Source organism: Teichococcus rhizosphaerae (assembly GCF_002631185.1).
GTDB lineage: Bacteria > Pseudomonadota > Alphaproteobacteria > Acetobacterales > Acetobacteraceae > Pseudoroseomonas > Pseudoroseomonas rhizosphaerae.
Map to the genome: position 1 here is coordinate 1 of NZ_PDNU01000026.1, position 16,475 is coordinate 16,475.

General features: G+C 73.3%; 16 protein-coding genes and 1 pseudogene. 8 read left to right on the forward strand and 9 right to left on the reverse strand.

All coding sequences use genetic code 11. The annotated features are described in order from the left end of the window. Positions 1-84: 84 nt before the first annotated feature. From CR162_RS13520 to CR162_RS13550, 7 genes are read right to left on the reverse strand one after another with little or no spacing between them, the layout of a single operon-like run. A complete protein-coding gene (locus CR162_RS13520; RefSeq protein ID WP_099096065.1) occupies positions 85-486 on the reverse strand; it encodes a Zn-ribbon domain-containing OB-fold protein in 402 nt (133 codons plus the stop codon). A 1-nt stretch (position 487) separates the two neighbouring features. Further along, positions 488-1,615 carry a thiolase family protein gene (locus tag CR162_RS13525; RefSeq protein WP_218014893.1) on the reverse strand — a complete coding sequence of 376 codons (1,128 nt, stop codon included), beginning with the start codon at positions 1,613-1,615 and terminating at the stop codon, positions 488-490. Next, the gene (locus tag CR162_RS13530) at positions 1,612-2,586 is read right to left on the reverse strand and encodes a Bug family tripartite tricarboxylate transporter substrate binding protein (RefSeq protein WP_176559844.1); all 975 of its coding nucleotides are present in this window, start codon (positions 2,584-2,586) and stop codon (positions 1,612-1,614) included. Before CR162_RS13530 ends, CR162_RS13525 begins: the two co-directional genes overlap by 4 nt. Before the next feature lie 52 nt (positions 2,587-2,638). Next, the gene (locus tag CR162_RS13535; RefSeq protein ID WP_099096068.1) at positions 2,639-3,610 is read right to left on the reverse strand and encodes a Bug family tripartite tricarboxylate transporter substrate binding protein; all 972 of its coding nucleotides are present in this window, start codon (positions 3,608-3,610) and stop codon (positions 2,639-2,641) included. Further along, positions 3,607-4,764 carry a CaiB/BaiF CoA transferase family protein gene (locus CR162_RS13540; RefSeq protein ID WP_099096069.1) on the reverse strand — a complete coding sequence of 386 codons (1,158 nt, stop codon included), beginning with the start codon at positions 4,762-4,764 and terminating at the stop codon, positions 3,607-3,609. Before CR162_RS13540 ends, CR162_RS13535 begins: the two co-directional genes overlap by 4 nt. Further along, entirely contained in the window at positions 4,765-5,541 is a 777-nt protein-coding gene (locus CR162_RS13545; RefSeq protein ID WP_099096070.1) for an enoyl-CoA hydratase/isomerase family protein, read from the reverse strand. After that, positions 5,541-6,674 (reverse strand): acyl-CoA dehydrogenase family protein, encoded by a 1,134-nt coding sequence (locus CR162_RS13550; RefSeq protein WP_218014894.1) that lies wholly within the window; start codon positions 6,672-6,674, stop codon positions 5,541-5,543. Before CR162_RS13550 ends, CR162_RS13545 begins: the two co-directional genes overlap by 1 nt. Positions 6,675-6,967: 293 nt before the next feature. On the opposite strand from CR162_RS13550, the gene CR162_RS13555 reads away from it, so the two are divergent. Beyond that, entirely contained in the window at positions 6,968-7,909 is a 942-nt protein-coding gene (locus CR162_RS13555; protein WP_176559846.1) for a LysR family transcriptional regulator, read from the forward strand. 41 nt (positions 7,910-7,950) lie between these two features. Here the strand turns inward: CR162_RS13555 and CR162_RS13560 are convergent, their stop codons facing one another. Both CR162_RS13560 and CR162_RS13565 read right to left on the reverse strand, forming a co-directional pair. Beyond that, positions 7,951-8,895 (reverse strand): alpha/beta hydrolase, encoded by a 945-nt coding sequence (locus CR162_RS13560; protein ID WP_099096073.1) that lies wholly within the window; start codon positions 8,893-8,895, stop codon positions 7,951-7,953. Between the two features lie 44 nt (positions 8,896-8,939). Beyond that, entirely contained in the window at positions 8,940-10,082 is a 1,143-nt protein-coding gene (locus CR162_RS13565; RefSeq protein ID WP_456316217.1) for a CaiB/BaiF CoA transferase family protein, read from the reverse strand. Positions 10,083-10,306: 224 nt separating this feature from the next. Here CR162_RS13565 and CR162_RS13570 point away from each other — a divergent pair, with 224 nt between their 5' ends. The 7 genes and pseudogenes from CR162_RS13570 to CR162_RS13600 form a co-directional block, all read left to right on the forward strand. After that, a complete protein-coding gene (locus CR162_RS13570) occupies positions 10,307-11,458 on the forward strand; it encodes an acyl-CoA dehydrogenase family protein (protein WP_099096075.1) in 1,152 nt (383 codons plus the stop codon). A 5-nt stretch (positions 11,459-11,463) separates the two neighbouring features. Beyond that, positions 11,464-11,961, forward strand: a complete 498-nt coding sequence (locus CR162_RS13575) for a MaoC family dehydratase (RefSeq protein ID WP_099096076.1) — start codon at positions 11,464-11,466, stop codon at positions 11,959-11,961. Continuing rightward, positions 11,958-13,148, forward strand: a complete 1,191-nt coding sequence (locus CR162_RS13580) for a CaiB/BaiF CoA transferase family protein (RefSeq protein ID WP_099096080.1) — start codon at positions 11,958-11,960, stop codon at positions 13,146-13,148. Before CR162_RS13575 ends, CR162_RS13580 begins: the two co-directional genes overlap by 4 nt. A gap of 66 nt (positions 13,149-13,214) precedes the next feature. Beyond that, positions 13,215-14,192, forward strand: coding sequence for a Bug family tripartite tricarboxylate transporter substrate binding protein (locus CR162_RS13585; protein ID WP_099096077.1), 978 nt, complete (start codon positions 13,215-13,217; stop codon positions 14,190-14,192). Then, positions 14,192-15,208, forward strand: a complete 1,017-nt coding sequence (locus CR162_RS13590; RefSeq protein WP_176559847.1) for a Bug family tripartite tricarboxylate transporter substrate binding protein — start codon at positions 14,192-14,194, stop codon at positions 15,206-15,208. The genes CR162_RS13585 and CR162_RS13590 overlap by 1 nt, the downstream gene beginning before the upstream one ends. Then, positions 15,208-16,215, forward strand: a complete 1,008-nt coding sequence (locus CR162_RS13595; RefSeq protein WP_176559848.1) for a Bug family tripartite tricarboxylate transporter substrate binding protein — start codon at positions 15,208-15,210, stop codon at positions 16,213-16,215. The genes CR162_RS13590 and CR162_RS13595 overlap by 1 nt, the downstream gene beginning before the upstream one ends. Positions 16,216-16,247: 32 nt before the next feature. Then, a pseudogene (locus tag CR162_RS13600) lies at positions 16,248-16,475 on the forward strand (Bug family tripartite tricarboxylate transporter substrate binding protein); the annotation flags it as partial.

The window sequence follows — 16,475 nt, forward strand, 5'->3', positions numbered from 1 at the left end:
CTTAGAGCCTGGCGTGCACCTCGCTGCCGCTGCCCGGCCCGAGGGCCATGATCAGGCCGATCGGGCGCGCCGCCGCCCGCCCTTTCATGGCGTCCCCGCCGGGGCGAAGCGCGGCAGGTTGACCCCGAAATCCGACTGCACCTCGAGGCGCACGCGCATCCCCGCGGCGATGCTGTCGTGCGGGGCGAGGATGTTGGTGATCAGCCGCGGCCCCTCGTCGAGCTCGACGATGGCGACATTGTAGGGCAGGCGGTCGCGGAAGGCATCGTGGTAGGCGGTGTGATAGACCACCCAGCTGATCACCTGCCCGGTGCCCGCGGCCTTCTCCCAGCCGGCGCCCTCACGCAGGCAGGCGGGACATTCGCGCCGCGCGGGCAGCCAGCGATGGCCGCAATGCGGGCAGTGCTGGAAGCGCAGCTCCCCGGCGGCGAGGCCGGCCCAGTAGGCTTCGTTCAGCGGGGTGACCTCCGGTGTCGGCAGGGTCATGTCAGCCTCCGAGGATCAGGGTCGCGTGGGTGTGCATGGTGCCGCCCTGGTTGCTCACCAGCGCGTGGCGCACGCTGGGCACCTGCAGCGTGGCGGTGCCGCGGACCTGGCGCACCGCCTCGATCACCAGCTGCAGCCCCGGCATGCCGGTTTCCGACAGCAGGCCCCCGGCGGTGTTGATGGGCAGGTCGCCGCCGTGCTCGATGCGGCCTTCGCGCACGAAGCCCTCGGCCTGGCCGGGCGGGCAGAAGCCGTAATCTTCCAGCGTCATCAGCACGGTGATGGTGAAGCAGTCGTAGATCTGCGCCACCTGGATGTCCGCCGGGGCGAGCCCGGCCATGGCGAAGGCGTCGCGCGCCGCGTCCTTCGCCCGCGTGCTGGTCAGGCAGGGGCGCTGCGTCACCTCCCACGAGGTATGCGCCTGCCCCATGCCGAGGATCGGCACCGCCGCCTTCACCCCGAGCTCGCGCGCCCGGCGCGCCGACATCACCACCAGCGCGGCGGCGCCGTCGGAGATCAGCGCGCAGTCGTCGCGCCGCAGCGGCGCGACCAGCGGCGGGGTGGCGAGGTAGCCGTCGAGCGTCAGCGGCTTGCGGAGCTGCGCGTGGGGGTTGGCCGCGCCGTGCCGCCGCGCCGCCACCGCGACCGCGCCGAAGGCGGCCTCGGGCGTGCCGTATTCGGCGACATGGCGGCGGTGGATCATGGCGTAGCCGGCGGCGGTCGAGAACCAGCCGAAGGCGGCGTCGTCGCCGCGCGGGCGGGCATAGGTGGCGCGGCTGCCGCTGCGCGGATTGTCGGCGTAGCAGACCAGCGCCACCTCGCACATGCCGGCCTCGATCGCCAGGCAGGCGAAGGCGACGCCCGACATGTTGGCCGCGCCCCCCTGGTCGAGCGCGATGCCGATGCGCGGCTGCAGGCCCAGCGCCTCGGACAGGGTCTGGCCATACAGGATCTCGCGCGCCGAGGTCGGCGTCTTGACGAAGACCCCGTCCACCGCCTGCTTCTCGATGCCGGCGTCCTCGAGCGCGCGGCGGCAGGCCTCCACGTTCAGCGAGACGGTGGACCGTCCCGGCAGGGTGCCGAAGGCGGTGTGGCCGACCCCCGCGATGACGAACTTCCCGCGCATCATGACCTTCCTTCCCCGATCCCGGCGCGCGCCAGCACGTCGCGCCAATAGGCGAGCTGGCGGCCGAGGAAGGCGCCGGCATCGCCCGGGCTGCCCCGCATCGGCACGGCGTTGAAGACGGCGAAGCGCTCGGCCGCCTCGGGGCGCGCCAGCACCTCGCCCATCGCCGCGTTGAGCTTCGCGACCGCCTCGGGCGGCGTGCCCGTCGGGGCGAGCGCGACATACCAGGAGCTGATGTCGAAGCCGGCGAAGCCGGATTCGGCCATGGTCGGCACCTCGGGCATCAGCGGCGAGCGTTCGGGCGTCGCCACCGCCAGCGCGCGCAGCCGGCCCTGCCGCACATGCGGAATGGTCGTGGTGCTGTCGAACATCGCCTGCACCGTGCCGGCGATGAGGTCCGTCACCGCCTCGGCCGAGCCGCGATAGGGCACCACCTCGAACTCCGCCCCGGTGGCGTGGCGGAACAGCTCCGCCGCGACATGGGGCGACTGCCCGGTGCCGGAGGAACCGAAGCTGAAGCGCCCGCCGGCGGCGCGGATCCGGGTGACGAGCTCGGCCGGGGTGCGGGCCGGCATGTCGGCCCGCACGACCAGCGAGACCGGCGCGACCATCAGCATCGAGACCGGGGCGAAGTCGCGCGCGATGTCGTAGCCGGGATTGCGGTAGTAGGACGGGTTGATGCCGACCGAGCCGGTGTTGCCGATGACCAGCGTGTGCCCGTCCGGCGCCGCGCCGGCGACGTAGCGCATGCCGATCTGCCCGCCGGCGCCGGCGCGGTAGTCAAGCACCACCGGCTGGCCGATCAGCGCCGGCATGTGCTGCACCAGCAGCCGCCCGACCACGTCGGTCGGCCCGCCTGGGGCGCCGGGCACGATCATCACCACCGGCCGGCTCGGGAAGGGCGCCTGCGCCCAGGCCGGGGCCGCCAGCCCGGCGGTCAATGCCGGCAGGGCCCGGCGCCGCAGTCGCATCATGACCATCCTCCCCTCTGTTCGAGCCGGCTGGCCGCGGGCCCGCCGCCCATCGTCACCGCGCCTCGCCGATCCCCGCGCGTGCAAGAACCTCGCGCCAATAGGCGAGCTGCCGGCCGACGAAGGCGGCGGCATCCGCCGGGCTGCCCCGCATCGGCACGGCGTTGATCGCGGCCAGGCGCTCGGCCACGTCGGGACGGGCCATCACCCGGTTCATGGCGGCATTGAGCGTGAGTACCGCCTCGGCCGGGGTGCCCGCCGGGGCAAGCGCGACATACCAGGAGCTGATGTCGAAGCCGGCGAAGCCGGATTCGGCCATGGTCGGCACCTCGGGCATCAGCGGCGAGCGCTCGACATTGGCCACCGCCAGCGCGCGCAGCCGGCCCTGCCGCACGAAGGGCACCGAGCTGGTGCTGTCGAACATCGCCTGCACCGTGCCGGCGAGCATGTCGGTGACCGCCGGCGCCGCGCCGCGATAGGGCACGATCTCGAACTCCACCCCCGCCGCGTGGCGGAACAGCTCGGCCGCGACATGGGGCGACTGCCCGGTGCCGGAGGAGCCGAAGGTGAAGCGCCCGCCGGCGGCGCGGATATGCGCGACCAGCTCGGCCGGGGTGCGGACCGGCAGGTCGGCCGGCACGACCAGCGAGACCGGCGCGATCATCAGCATCGAGACCGGGGTGAAGTCGCGCGCGATGTCGTAGCCGGGATCGCGGTAGTAGGACGGGTTGATGCCGACCGATCCGGTATTGCCGATCACCAGCGTGTGCCCGTCCGGCGCTGCGGTCGCGACATGGCGCATGCCGATCTGCCCGGCGGCGCCGCTGCGGTTCTCGAGCACCACCGGCTGGCCGATCAGCGCCGGCATGTATTGCACCAGCACCCGGCCGGCGACGTCGGTCGGCCCGCCCGGCGCGGCCGGGGCGATCATCACCACCGGCCGGCTCGGGAAGGGCGCCTGCGCCCGCGCCGGGGCCGCCAGCCCGGCGGCCAGCGCCGGCAGGGACCGTCGCATCAGTCGCATCATGGGCTTTCCTCCCCCCCGGGCCGCTGCACCAGCGCCTGGTCGGCGCCGAGCGGACGGCTCGGCCAGCGCAGGCCGCGCTCGATGCCCTCGAAGCACAGCGCGCTGGTCGGCACGGTCATCGCGCCGAACTGCGGATGCTCGATGTCGAGCAGCGCGCGGCGTTCGTGCAGGTGGCGGTCGGCCACCACCTCGGCCAGCTCGCGCACCGGCGCGCAGGGCACGCCGGCCGCGGCCAGGCCCTGGAAGATCTCCTCCTTCGGCAGCGCCGCCGTCCAGGAGGCGACCATGCCGTCGAGCAGGTCCATGTTCGCCACCCGGTCGGTCATCCGCAGGAAGCGCGGGTCGTCGATCAGCTCGGCATGGCCGAAATAGCGCGCGGCGGCGCGCCAATGGCCGTCATGGTTGCAGATGATGGCGACATGCCCGTCCGCCGCCGGATAGACGTTGTAGGGACAGACCGACAGCCCGCCATGGCGGTTGCCGGTGCGGCCGGGGAAGGCGCTGCCCTTGTCGGCCAGCAGGGCAAGGTTGGAGGTCAGCGAGGGATAGACCGCCTCCAGCATCGCCACCTCCACCGCGCGGGCCGGCCCGCCGCGCTCGCGCTCGAACAGCGCGGTGACGATGGCGCCATAGAGGTGGATGCCGGCGAAGAAGTCGCACAGCGCCGGCCCGGCCTTGAGCGGCGGGCCGCCGGCCTCGCCGGTGATGCTCATCACCCCGCTCATCGCCTGCACCACCAGGTCCATCGCCGGGTAGTCGCGATAGGGGCCGCTGCCGCCATAGCCCGAGCCGGAGGCGCAGATCAGCCGCGGATTGACCCCGCGCAGCACGTCCCGCGACAGGCCGAGCCGGTCCATCACCCCGGGGCGGTAGTTCTCGACCAGCACATCCGCCCCGGCGGCCATCCGCAGCAGCGCCGCGCGGTCCTCCTCGGCCTTGAGGTCGAGCACGACGCAGCGCTTGCCCGAATTGAGCATGGCGAAGGGCAGCGTGGCCCCGCCATCGCCGTGCCGGCGGCGCAGCTGCTCGCCGCCGGGGGGCTCGATCTTGATCACCTCGGCCCCGGCCATGGCCATCAGGAAGGTGGCATAGGGGCCGTTGTAGATCTGCGTCAGATCGAGAACGGTGACGCCGGCGAGCGGTCCTGCCGACATTCAGCGTCCCTCGAAGCGCGGCGGCCGCTTCTCGGCGAAGGCGGCGCGGCCTTCCTTCACGTCCTCGCTGCCCTGCAGGATGCGGCTGACCATCTGCTCGAGCCGCAGCCCGTCGGCGAGCGGCATGTCGCGCGAGCGCAGCCCGAGCTCCTTCGCCGCCTGCACCGCGAGCGGGGCATTCGCCGCGATGCGGCGGGCGAAGGCGCGCGCGGCGGGCATCAGTTCCTCGGGCGGGACCACGGCATTGACCAGGCCCCAGCGTTCCGCCCGCGCCGCGTCGATCGCATCGCCGGTCAGCAGCATCTCCATCGCGATCGCGTGGGGCAGCTGGCGCATCACCCGCTGGGTGCCGCCATTGCCGGCGATGACGCCGCGCTTGACCTCGCTGAGGCCGAAGGTGGCGTGCGGGACGGCGATGCGGATGTCGGTGGCCAGCAGCAGGGTCATGCCGCCGCCCACGCAGAAGCCGTTGACCGCGGCGATCACCGGCTTCCACACCTCAAGGCCGCGGTTCAGCAGCTGCCCCTTCTGCGTCAGCCAGTGGTCCGACAGTTCCTGCCGGCGGCCGATGAAGTCCTTGATGTCGGCGCCGGCCGAGAAGGACTTGTCCCCCGCGCCGGTGACGATCGCGCAGCGCACCGCCGGGTCGTCGCGCACGCGCATCCAGGCGTCGGTCAGCCCGGCGTAGTGCGCGGCATCGAGCGCGTTGCGCCGCTCCGGCCGGTTGATGGTGATGGTGGCGATGCCCTCGGCATCGATGTCGAGGTCGATAGACATCAGCGCCGCCCCTTCCCGCCGAGCAGGGTGCGGGCGAGCACCATGCGGTGCACCTCGGACGGCCCCTCGCCGATGCGCTTGATCCGCATCTCGCGGTACCAGCGTTCGAGCGGCATCTCCTGCGCGACGCCGAGGCCGCCGAAGATCTGCACGCAGCGGTCCACCACGCGCCCCGCCGTCTCGGTCGCCACCACCTTGGCGACCGAGGCATCGGTCTTGAGGTCGCCGCCGAGTGCTGCGGTCCAGGCCGCCTGCCACACCAGCAGGCGGGCGGCGCGCAGCTCCATCTCGCTGTCGGCGATCATCCACTGGATCGCCTGCTTGTCCGCCAGCTTCGAGCCGAAGGCCTCGCGCTGCCGGGCCCAGTCCATGGCGAGTTCGAGCGCCGCCTGGGCGATGCCGACGCAGGCGGCGGCATAGGGCACGCGGCCCTCGACCAGCCATTTCTCGCACAGCTGGAAGCCCTGGCCTTCCTCGCCGAGGCGGTTCTCGACCGGCACCTCGACATCCTCGAGGTGCAGCTCATAGGGCGACCAGGCGCGTATCACGCCGATCCGCCGCTTGGTCAGGCCCTTGGGGTTGCCGTCGATGATGAAGCAGGTGATGCCGCCGCGTTCGCCCTGCGCGCCGGTGCGGGCGAACAGCAGGCCCCAATCGGCGCTGCCCGCGCCCGAGATCCACATCTTGCTGCCGTTGAGCACGTAGCGGTCGCCGCGGCGCTCGGCGCGGGTGCGGATGCCGCGCGCCGGGTCGGCGCCGCCCGAGGGCTCGCTGATGGCGACGAAGACCTTCTGGCCGCGCTCGACCGCGGGGATGCCGAAGCGCTCGATCTGGTCGCGGTTGCCGAGCCAGATGGCATTGGGCGGATCGGCCCCGAAGGCGCCGCAGGCCGGGATATAGGCGCCCATGCGGCACTTCGACGCCTCCTCGGCGATCACCGCCTGGCCGAGCAGGTCGAGCCCGGCGCCGCCATATTCGGTCGGCGTGCGGTAGCACCACAGGCCAAGGTCGCGCGCCTTCTTCTGCAGCGGGGCCAGATCCGCCACGGGCAGTTCGCAGGCGTCGTGCGGCGCGCGGTCCTCGGCCGGCTTGACGTCGTTCTGCATGAAGCGCCGCGCGGTATCGCGCAGCATCTTCAATTCCTCGGGCAGGGCCCAGGCGCCGTTGCTCACGTCCTCATCACCTCCGGATGCCGGACCGGACCGGACGCGGTGCGTGGATGCGGAGGCGGCCATGCCGCGATGCGATGGCGCCCCCGTCTTTGCCGGGTGCGCCTGACGCTTCCTCCGTCTCCTCGGCCGCGCCGGCCGGGCTTTCTTGTTCAACGGGAGGAAGTGTTGTGCCGGGGCGGAGGCGCGTCTAACACTTTAGCGGCAAGGCGCCGATGCCGCAGCGGCATCGAGACGGCCAGGGAGGGTGGAAGCGCGTGGAACTGCGCCAGCTCCGCTATTTCGCCGCCGTCGCGCGGGAACGGCATTTCGGCCAGGCCGCGCGCGCGCTGCGGATCGCCCAGCCCGCGGTCAGCCGGCAGATCCAGCAGCTCGAGGCGGAACTCGGCGTGCGGCTGTTCGACCGCCGGCCGCGCGGGGCGGTGCTGACCGCCGAAGGGCTCGCGCTGCTCGACCGCGCCGAGCGGCTGCTCGGCGAGGCGGATGCGATGCGCCGCGACGCGCGCGGCCAGGCCGACCGGCCGCGCGGGGCGGTGACGATCGGCCTGTCGCCCGGCGTGTCGGACATCATCGGCGCCGCCTTCGCCACCCGCGCCGCGCGGCAGTTCCCCGAGATCCGGCTGCGGCTCGCCATCGGCTTCATGCACGACCTTGAGAAGCAGCTCGAGGAAGGGGCGATCGACGCCGCCATGCTGAACGGGCCCGGCGCCTCGGCGCGGCTGGCGGCGGAGCCGCTGCTCGCCGAGCCGCTGTGCCTGATCTGCGCCGCCGCGGACCGCCGCTTCGAGGGGGCGGCGGTGCCGCTGCGCGCGCTGGCGGGCGTGCCGCTGGTGCTCGCCGGCCGGCCCGACAGCTGGGTGCGCCGCGCGCTGCGCGACGCGCTGGGCCAGGAGGCGCTCGGCATCGAGGTGGCGGCCGAGGCGGATACCGTCGCCCTCGCCAAGCGGCTCGTGCTCGCCGGGCTCGGGCCGATGGTCGATGTCGCCTCGATGGTGCGCGCCGAGATCCTGGAGGGGCGGCTGCGCGCGGTGCCGCTCGGCGCGCTCGCTATCACCCGGCTGCTGGTCATGCCCCGCGGGCGGGAACCGTCGCCGGCGGCGGTCGCGGCCGCCGGCCTGCTGCGCGACTGCGCGCGCGAGATGCTGGCCAGCGGGCTGTGGCTGGGCGCGCGGGCGCCGGCGGCCTCAGCCGGTCCCTGACGCCCGGCGGTGCCGGGAATGGCCCCGCGCGCGCCGCGCCGTCACCCCTCCCAGGCCAGGCGCAACGCCGCCGCCGCCTGGCCGAGCGTCACGGCGGAAGCCGGGATCGCCTTGCCCAGGGTGAGGAAGCCGTGGATCTGGTCGGAGACGTGCAGGTGGCTGACCGGCACGCCCTCGGCCTCGAGCCGCCGGGCATAGGCGATGCCTTCGTCGCTCAGCGGGTCGTGGCCGGCGGTCATCACGAAGGCCGGCGGCAGGCCAGAAAGGCTGCCTACCCGCGCGGGCGAGGCGCGCCAATCGGCCCGCGCCGCCGGGTCCGGCACATAATGGCCGATGAACCAGCGCATCGAGGCGGCGTTCAGCACATAGCCCTTGATGAAGCGGCCATAGGCCGGCGATTCCGCCGCGAGGTCGGTGACCGGGTAGAACAGCATCTGGAACATCGGCATCGGCGCCTGGCCGTCGCGCGCCATCAGGCACAGCGCGGCGGCGAGGTTGCCGCCCGCGCTGTCGCCGCCCACCGCGATGCGCGCCGCGTCGATGCCGAGCGCCCCTGCCTGCCCGGCCACGAAGCGCAACGCGGCGGCGGCGTCCTCGGCCGCCGCCGGGAAGGGGTGTTCGGGGGCCAGGCGATAATCCACCGCGACCACCACCGCGGCCAGCCGGTTCGCCAGTTCGCGGCAGAGCTGGTCATGGCTGTCGAGGTCGCCGACCACCCAGCCGCCGCCATGCAGGAACAGCAGGCAGGGCTGCGGCCCGGTGCCGGCGCCGAGCCCGCGATAAAGCCGCAGCGGCACCGCCCCGTCGGGGCCGGGGCAGGACAGGTCGCGGCATTCGGCGACCGCCGGCGGCTCGGGCTGCAGCACCTGCCGCGCGGCGGCATAGGCCACGCGCGCCTCGGCGGGCGTCATCGCCTCGAAGGGCGGCCGGCCGGAGTCGCGGATCAGGTCGAGCACCCGGCGGGCGCTGGGATGCAGGCTGGTCATGTGGGCGCTCCCTTGGCAGATTGATGCGATGCCGCCGCCTGGATTCAGCCGGCCTGCCCCAGCGTGCCGGCGGCGCGCAGCGCGGCGATCTCGGCCTCGGGCAGCCAGCCGGCCAGCGCCGCCTCGGCCCCGGCGGGATCGGCGGGCTGCGGCGGCAGGCTCAGCTCCGGCACGGTGCGGCTGAAGCGCGGCGCCGGGGCGGGCTGCGCCACGCCGTCGAACTCGACGAAGGTGCGCCGCGCGGCCATGTGCTTGTGGCGCAGCGCCTCGGCCGGGGTCAGCACCGGGGCGAAGCAGGAATCGGTGCCTTCCAGCAGCTCGCACCAGGCATCGCGCGGGCGCTGGCGGAAGATCTCGGCCAGGCGGCGCTTCGCCTCGGGCCAGCGGGCGCGGTCCGACTGCTTGGGGAAATCGGCCGGGTCGATGCCGATCCGGCGCAGCAATTCCTGGAAGAAGCGGCCTTCGATCGGCGCAACCGAGACATAGCGCCCATCGGCGCATTCGTAGCAGTCGTAATAGGGGGCGCCGCCGTCGAGCACGCCCTCGCCGCGCCCCTCGGGCAGCATCCCGGCGCCGAACAGGCCGAACATGCCGGTCATCAGATGCGCCACGCCGTCCACGATCGCCGCATCCACCACCTGGCCGCGGCCCGAGCCGCGCGCCTCGAGCACCGCGCAGACGAGGCCGAAGGCGAGGTAGAGCGCGCCGCCGCCATAATCGCCGACGAGGTTGAGCGGCGGCGTCGGCGGCTGGCCCTGGCGGCCGATATGGTGCAGCGCCCCGGTCAGCGCGATGTAGTTGAGATCGTGCCCGGCGGCCGGGGCGAGCGGCCCGTCCTGCCCCCAGCCGGTCATGCGCCCATAGGCGAGGCGCGGATTGCGCGCGAGGCAGTCGTCGGGGCCGAGGCCGAGGCGTTCGGCGACGCCGGGGCGGAAGCCCTCGATCAGCGCATCCGCCCCGTCCACCAGCCGCAGCGCCAGTTCGCGCGCGGCGGGCTGCTTGAGGTCGAGGGCGAGGGTGCGGCGCCCGCGCAGGGTGAGGTTGTATTTCAGCGGCCGGCTCATGCCGAGCTCGGGTGGGTCCGGCCGGTCGATGCGAAGCACCGTCGCGCCCATGTCGGCGAGCAGCATCGCCGCCATCGGCCCCGGGCCGATGCCCGCGAGTTCCACCACCTTCAAACCGGCCAACGGCCCCATCTGTTTCCTCCTCGTGCTTGCCGCGACGCCGGCCGGCCGGGGGCCGGATTTCCGAACGTCGTTCGGGAACAGCCGACACGGCGGCGGGCGCGCCGTCAAGCCGCCGTGTTGACAGTCTGCCCGAACGACGTTCAGCATGCAAAACAAGGCGCCGGTCCAAGGCGCACCCGCGCGGGCCAATTCCGCAGCCGGGAACAACCGAGGAGGAAACGGGCTTGTCGTTTGCCCTGACCGAGGAGCAGATCCAGGTCCGTGACCTGGTGCGCCGGGTTGCGCGCGAGAAGGTGGCGCCGCGCGCCGCCGAGATCGACGCCAGCGGCGAATACCCGCAGGACATGTTCGAGTTGCTGCGCGAACTCGGCCTGTTCACCCTGCCCTTCCCGGCCGAATATGGCGGCTCGGGCAGCACCCTGGCCGGCTGCCTCGCGGTCGAGGAGCTGGGCCGGGTCTGCTACAACACCGGCTACCTGCTGGTGGTGCAGTGGGTGCCGCTCGGCACCATCCTCGCCGGCGGCACGCCCGAGCAGAAGGCGCGGCTGCTGCCCGGCCTCGCCTCGGGCCAGCTGCGCGCCGCCTTCTCGCTGACCGAGCCGCAATCGGGCTCCGACGTCGCCGGCATCCGCACCCGCGCGCGGCCCGATGGCGACGGCTTCGTGCTCAATGGCGGCAAGATCTGGTGCACCAACGCCGCGGTGTCGGATTTCGTGCTGGTCGGCGCGCGGCTCGAACGCGGCGACGGCCCGGGCGAGGTGAACTTCTTCATCGTCGAGCGCGACCGCCCCGGCTTCCGCGTCGGCCGCAAGGAGGAGAAGATGGGCGCCCGCGGCGTCCCCTCCTCGGCGCTGTTCTTCGACGATGTGCGGCTGCCGAAGGAGAACCTGCTCGGCGGCGGGGCGGGCGGCTTCCGCTCGGTGATGGAGGCGCTGAACAAGTCGCGCCCGATCGTCGCCGCGCGCGCCGTCGGCCTGGCGCAGGGGGCGATGGACCACGCGATCGAGTTCGCCCGCGGCCGCCGCGCCTTCGGCGAGACGGTGGCGAACTACCAGGGCATCCGCTGGATGATCGCCGACATGGCGATCCAGATCGAGGCGGCGCGGCAGCTGACCTACGCCGCCGCGGCGGCGGTGGATGCCGGCACCACCGGCGCCGCGATGGCGAGCCTCGCCGCCTCGGCCAAGTGCTTCGCCAGCGACATGGCGATGAAGGTAGCGACCGACGCGGTGCAGATCTTCGGCGCCTCCGGCATCTCGAACGAGTTCCCGATCAACCGCTACTTCCGCGACGCGAAGGTGGTGCAGATCATCGAGGGAACCAACCAGATCCAGCGCAACATCGTGGCGCGCAACCTGATCGGCAAGGCGGAGTGACGGGCATGGCGAAGGAAACGGGCGGGCTGCCCTATGTGGGTCTGGGCCTTTATTTCGAGGACCTGACCATGGGGCGGGCCTTCCGCACCATCGGCCGCACGGTGACCGAGTCGGACATCGTCAACTTCATCAATACGACCGGCATGGCCGAGGTGCTGTTCATGAACCTCGACTTCCTCGAGAAGGAGAGCGACATCAGGGGCCGCGTCGCCCCCGGCGCGCTCGGCTACACCTTCGCCGAGGGTCTGCTGGTGCAGGCGACCATGCAGCACACCGGCTTCGCCTTCCTCGGCATGGAGCTGAAGATCGAGAACCCGCTTTTCGCCGGCGACACCATCCATGTCGAGGTCGAGGTGATCGAGGCGCGGCTGTCGCAGAGCCGTCCCGGCCGCGGCCTGGTCCGCACCCGCAACCGCGTGGTCAAGCAGGACGGCACGGTGGTGCTGACCTACACGCCGCTGCGGATGGTCAAGTGCCGCAGCGCCGGCGGGCCCGAGGCGTGAGCGAGGCCGGCGGCGGGCCGCTCGCCGGGGTCAGGGTGATCGACCTGACCAGCGCGGTGCTCGGCCCGGTGGCGACGCAGATTCTCGGCGACATGGGCGCCGACGTCATCAAGGTGGAGCCGCCGCAGGGCGACACCATGCGCCAGGTCGGCCCGACGCGCGGGCCCGACATGGCGGTGATGTTCCTCAACATCAACCGCAACAAGCGCTCGGTGGTGCTCGACCTGAAGCAGCCGGCGGCGCGCGCCGCGCTGCTGCGGCTGATCGAGGGCGCGGACGTGCTGGTGCACAACATGCGCCTCGGCGCCGCCGAGCGGCTTGGGTTGTCCTATGCCGCGCTGGCGCCGCGCAACCCGCGCCTGATCCATGCCAGCGCCACCGGCTTCCGCAAGGATGGCCGCCACCGCGACCGCCCGGCCTTCGACGACGTGATCCAGGGCATGAGCGGCCTTGCCGCGCTGAACGCCATGCGCGACGGCGGCGAGCCGCGCTATGTGCCGAGCGCCATCGCCGACAAGTTCTGCGGCCATGTCCTCGCCTCCGCCGTCGCCATGGCGCTGTACCGGCGCGAGCGCACCGGGCGCGGGCAGGAGGTGCATGTGCCGATGCTCGAGACCATGCTCTCCTTCAACCTCGGCGAGCATCTGTGGGGCGGGGTGCTCGACGATCCCTCGCTGGGGCTCGGCTACGGGCGCATGTTCACGCCCTATCGCCGGCCCTTCCCGACCAGCGACGGGCATCTGTGCCTGATGGCCAATTCCGACGACCAGTGGCAGCGGCTGCTGGGCGCGCTCGGCCGGCCCGACCTCGCCGAGGATCCGCGCTTCGCCCGCCTCGCGCAGCGCGCGGTCAACATCGGCGCGCTCTATGCCATCGTCGAGGAGGTGATGCGAACGCGCAGCACCGCCGAATGGCAGGCGCGGCTCGATGCCGCGGATGTGCCGAACGGGCCGGTGCTCGGCCTCGCCGACATGCTGGAGGACGACTACCTGGCCGAGACCGGCTTCTTCCAGCGCGTCGAGCATCCCTCGGAAGGGCGGATGCTGGTCACCGCGGTGCCGGTCGAGTTCTCCGAGGCGCCGGGCGCGGTGCGGCGCCTGCCGCCGCGCCTGGGCGAGCACACCGCCGAGGTGCTGCGCGAGGCCGGGCTGGCGGAGGCCGAGATCGCGGAACTCGCCGGCGGCTGAGCCGCCGCCGGCCAATGAAGCGCCCGCCGCCGCGGCGGCGGGCGCGGCAACAGGGAGGAGGATCGCATGCGGCGACGCGGTTTGATGGCCGGCGGGCTCGCCCTTGCCGGGATGGCCGGCGCGGCGCGGGCGCAGGACCGCTTCCCCGACCGTCCGCTGCGGCTGGTGGTGGGCTTCGCGCCTGGCGGGCCGACCGACATCGTCGGCCGGCGCTTCGCCGAGCGGCTCGGCGCGGTGCTCGGCCAGCCGGTGGTGGTGGAGAACCGCTCCGGCGCCAGCGGGTCGGTCGGCGCGATCGAGGTCGCGCGCGCGCGACCCGATGGCTACACGCTGCTGCTCACCACGCCCTCGGCCCATGCGATCTTCCCGCAGATCGCGGTGCGGCCGGGCTATGACGCGCTGGCCGATTTCAGCCCCATCGGCCTCGTCACCATCGCCCCGGTGGTGTTCGCCGCGCATCCCTCCTTCCCGGCGCGCAGCCTGCCCGAGATGATGGATCTGGTGCGCGCCCGGCCCGGCGCCTTCAGCTTCGGCTCGGGCGGCGCCGGCACCATCACGCATTTCGGCATGGAGCTGTTCCTGCACCAGGCCGGCGGGCTGCGGCTTGAACATGTGCCCTATCGCGGCGCCGGGCCGGCGGTGCAGGATTGCGTCGCCGGCCACATCCCGCTGGTGGTGGACACCTTCGCGCCGATGATCGAGCATCACCGGGCGGGGCGGCTGCGGATCCTCGCCGTGCTGGCTGAGCAGCGCTCCGCCGTCGCGCCCGACGTGCCCACGGCGGCCGAGCACGGCGTCCCCGGCGCCGTCGCCAACACCTACAATGCGCTGCTCGGCCCGGCGGGCATGGCGGAGGCGGCTGTCGCCGCGCTCGGCCGCGCCACTCGCCAGGCGACCGAGAACGACGAGTTCCGCGCCTTCCTGCACGCCATCTCGGCCGAGCCGGTGAGCGGGATGACGCCGGAACGCACCGCCGCCTACATCCGCGGCGAATACGCCAAATGGACGCCCATCATTCAGGCGTCCGGATTGAGAATAGAATGATGACCGACACGACGAAACCACGCCTTCCGCTCGCCCGGCGCCGGCTGCTTGGCGGTGGCGCCACGGCGCTTGCCGCCGCCGCGCTGCCGCTGGCCAAGGGGCGGGCCGCGGGCTTCCCCGAGCGGCCGGTTCGCCTGCTGGTGGGCTACACGCCGGGCGGGCAGACCGACATCTTCGCCCGCGGCCTGGCCGAGCGCCTGGGCGCGGAGCTCGGCCAGCCGGTGGTGATCGAGAACCGGCCCGGTGCGGGCAGCTCGGTGGCGGTGAGCGAAGTGGCGCGGGCGCGGCCCGACGGCTACACGCTGATGTTCATCAATCCCTCGGGCTTCGCCATCCATCCGCAGGTGGCGGCGCGGCCGAGCTACGATCCGCTCAAGGACCTGGCGCCCATCGCCATGGTCGCCAACACGCCGGTCACGGTCGTCGCCGGCCCGGGCTTCACCGGCGGCGACGTGCGCGGGCTGATCGCGCAGGCGCGGGCCAATCCCGGCGCCCTGGCCTACGGCTCGGCGGGCGCGGGGACGGTGACGCAGCTCGGCATGGAGCTGTTCCTGCAGAAGGCGGGCGGGCTGCAGCTGGTGCATGTGCCCTATCGCGGCGCGGCGCTGGTGGCGCAGGACCTCCTCGCCGGCCGCATCCCGCTGATGGTGGATGCCTTCGCCACCATGGTCGAGCAGCATCGCAGCGGCACCGTGCGGATGCTGTGCGTGCTGGCGCAGGAACGCGTCGCCGCGGCGCCCGATGTGCCGACGGCGATCGAGAGCGGCGTGCCCGACGCCATCGCCGATGTCTACAACGCCGTCGTCGCCCCGGCGGCCACGCCCGCCCCGGCGATCGAGACCTTGAGCGCCGCGATCCGCCGCGTCACCGCCTCGGATTCCTATCGCGCCTTCCTGGCCAATTACGGCGCGGCGGCGGGCGGGCAGATGACGGCGGCCGAGCTGACGACCTACCTGCACAATGATTTCCGCCGCTGGACGCCGGTGATCCGCGCCACCGGGCTGAGGATCGAATGATGGCGGGCACGGCGTCGGCCGCCGGGGCGGGGCGGCGCGGCGTGCTGGGACTCGCGGCGCTGGCGGCCGGCGCCGGGCCCTTCGCCGGCGCGCGGGCCGCCGGCTTCCCCGAGCGGCCGATCCGCGTGCTGGTGGGCTATGCCGCCGGCGGGCCGACCGATCTCTATGCGCGGCGGCTCGCCGAGGGTCTCGGCGCCGCGCTCGGCCAGCCGGTGGTGGTGGAGAACCGCCCCGGCGCCAGCGGCACCGTCGCCGGGGCCGATGTGGCGCGGGCGCGGCCCGATGGCTACACGCTGCTGGTCACCGCCTCCTCGGCCCATGCGGTCTATCCGCAGTTGGTGGCGCGGCCGCCCTATGACCCGGTGGCGGATTTCGCCGGCATCGGCGTCATCACCGTCTCCCCCACCGTGATCGCCGTGCACCCTTCCGTGCCGGCGGACAGCCTGGCCGCGCTGCTGGCGATGGTGCGCGCCGCGCCGGGCCGCTACGCCTATGGCACCGGCGGGGCGGGCAGCGTCATGCAGCTCGGCATGGAACTCCTGCTGCGCGACGCGGGCGGGCTGCGGATGGAACACATCCCCTATCGCGGCGCCGGCCCGGCGGTGCAGGACTGCATCGCCGGCCATGTGCCGGTGGTGGTGGACACCTTCGCGCCCATGCTCGCCCATCATCGCGACGGGCGGCTGCGGATCCTGTGCGTGATGTCCGAAGGGCGCTCGGTGATGGCGCCGGAAGTGCCGACCGCCATCGAGGCCGGCGTGCCCGGCGCAGTCGCCAACACCTATGCCGCCTTCCTCGCCCCCGCCGGCACGCCGGGCGATGTGCTCGCGCGGCTCAACGGCGCGATGCGCGCGGTGACGCAGACCGAAGAATTCCGCGCCTTCCTGCGCGGCCTTTCGGCGGAGCCGGTGCCCGACCCGACGCCGGCCGCAACCATGGCCTTCATCCGTTCGGAATACGACAAATGGACGCCGGTGATCCGCGCGCTTGGCCTGCGGGTCGAGTGAGCCGGCGCGACAAGCGACCAGGGTGCAAGATGATGAACCGCCGCAACATGCTGGGACTGCCGCTGGCCATCGGCGCCGCGGTGGGTCTGCCCGCCCCGGCCCGGGCGCAGGGCGTCTATCCCGACCGGCCCATCCGCCTGCTGATCGGCTTCGCCGCCGGCGGGCCGACCGACATCGTCGGCCGGCGCTTCGCCGACCGGCTCGGCGCGGTGCTCGGCCAGCCGGTGGTGGTGGAGAACCGCTCCGGCGCCAGCGGGTCG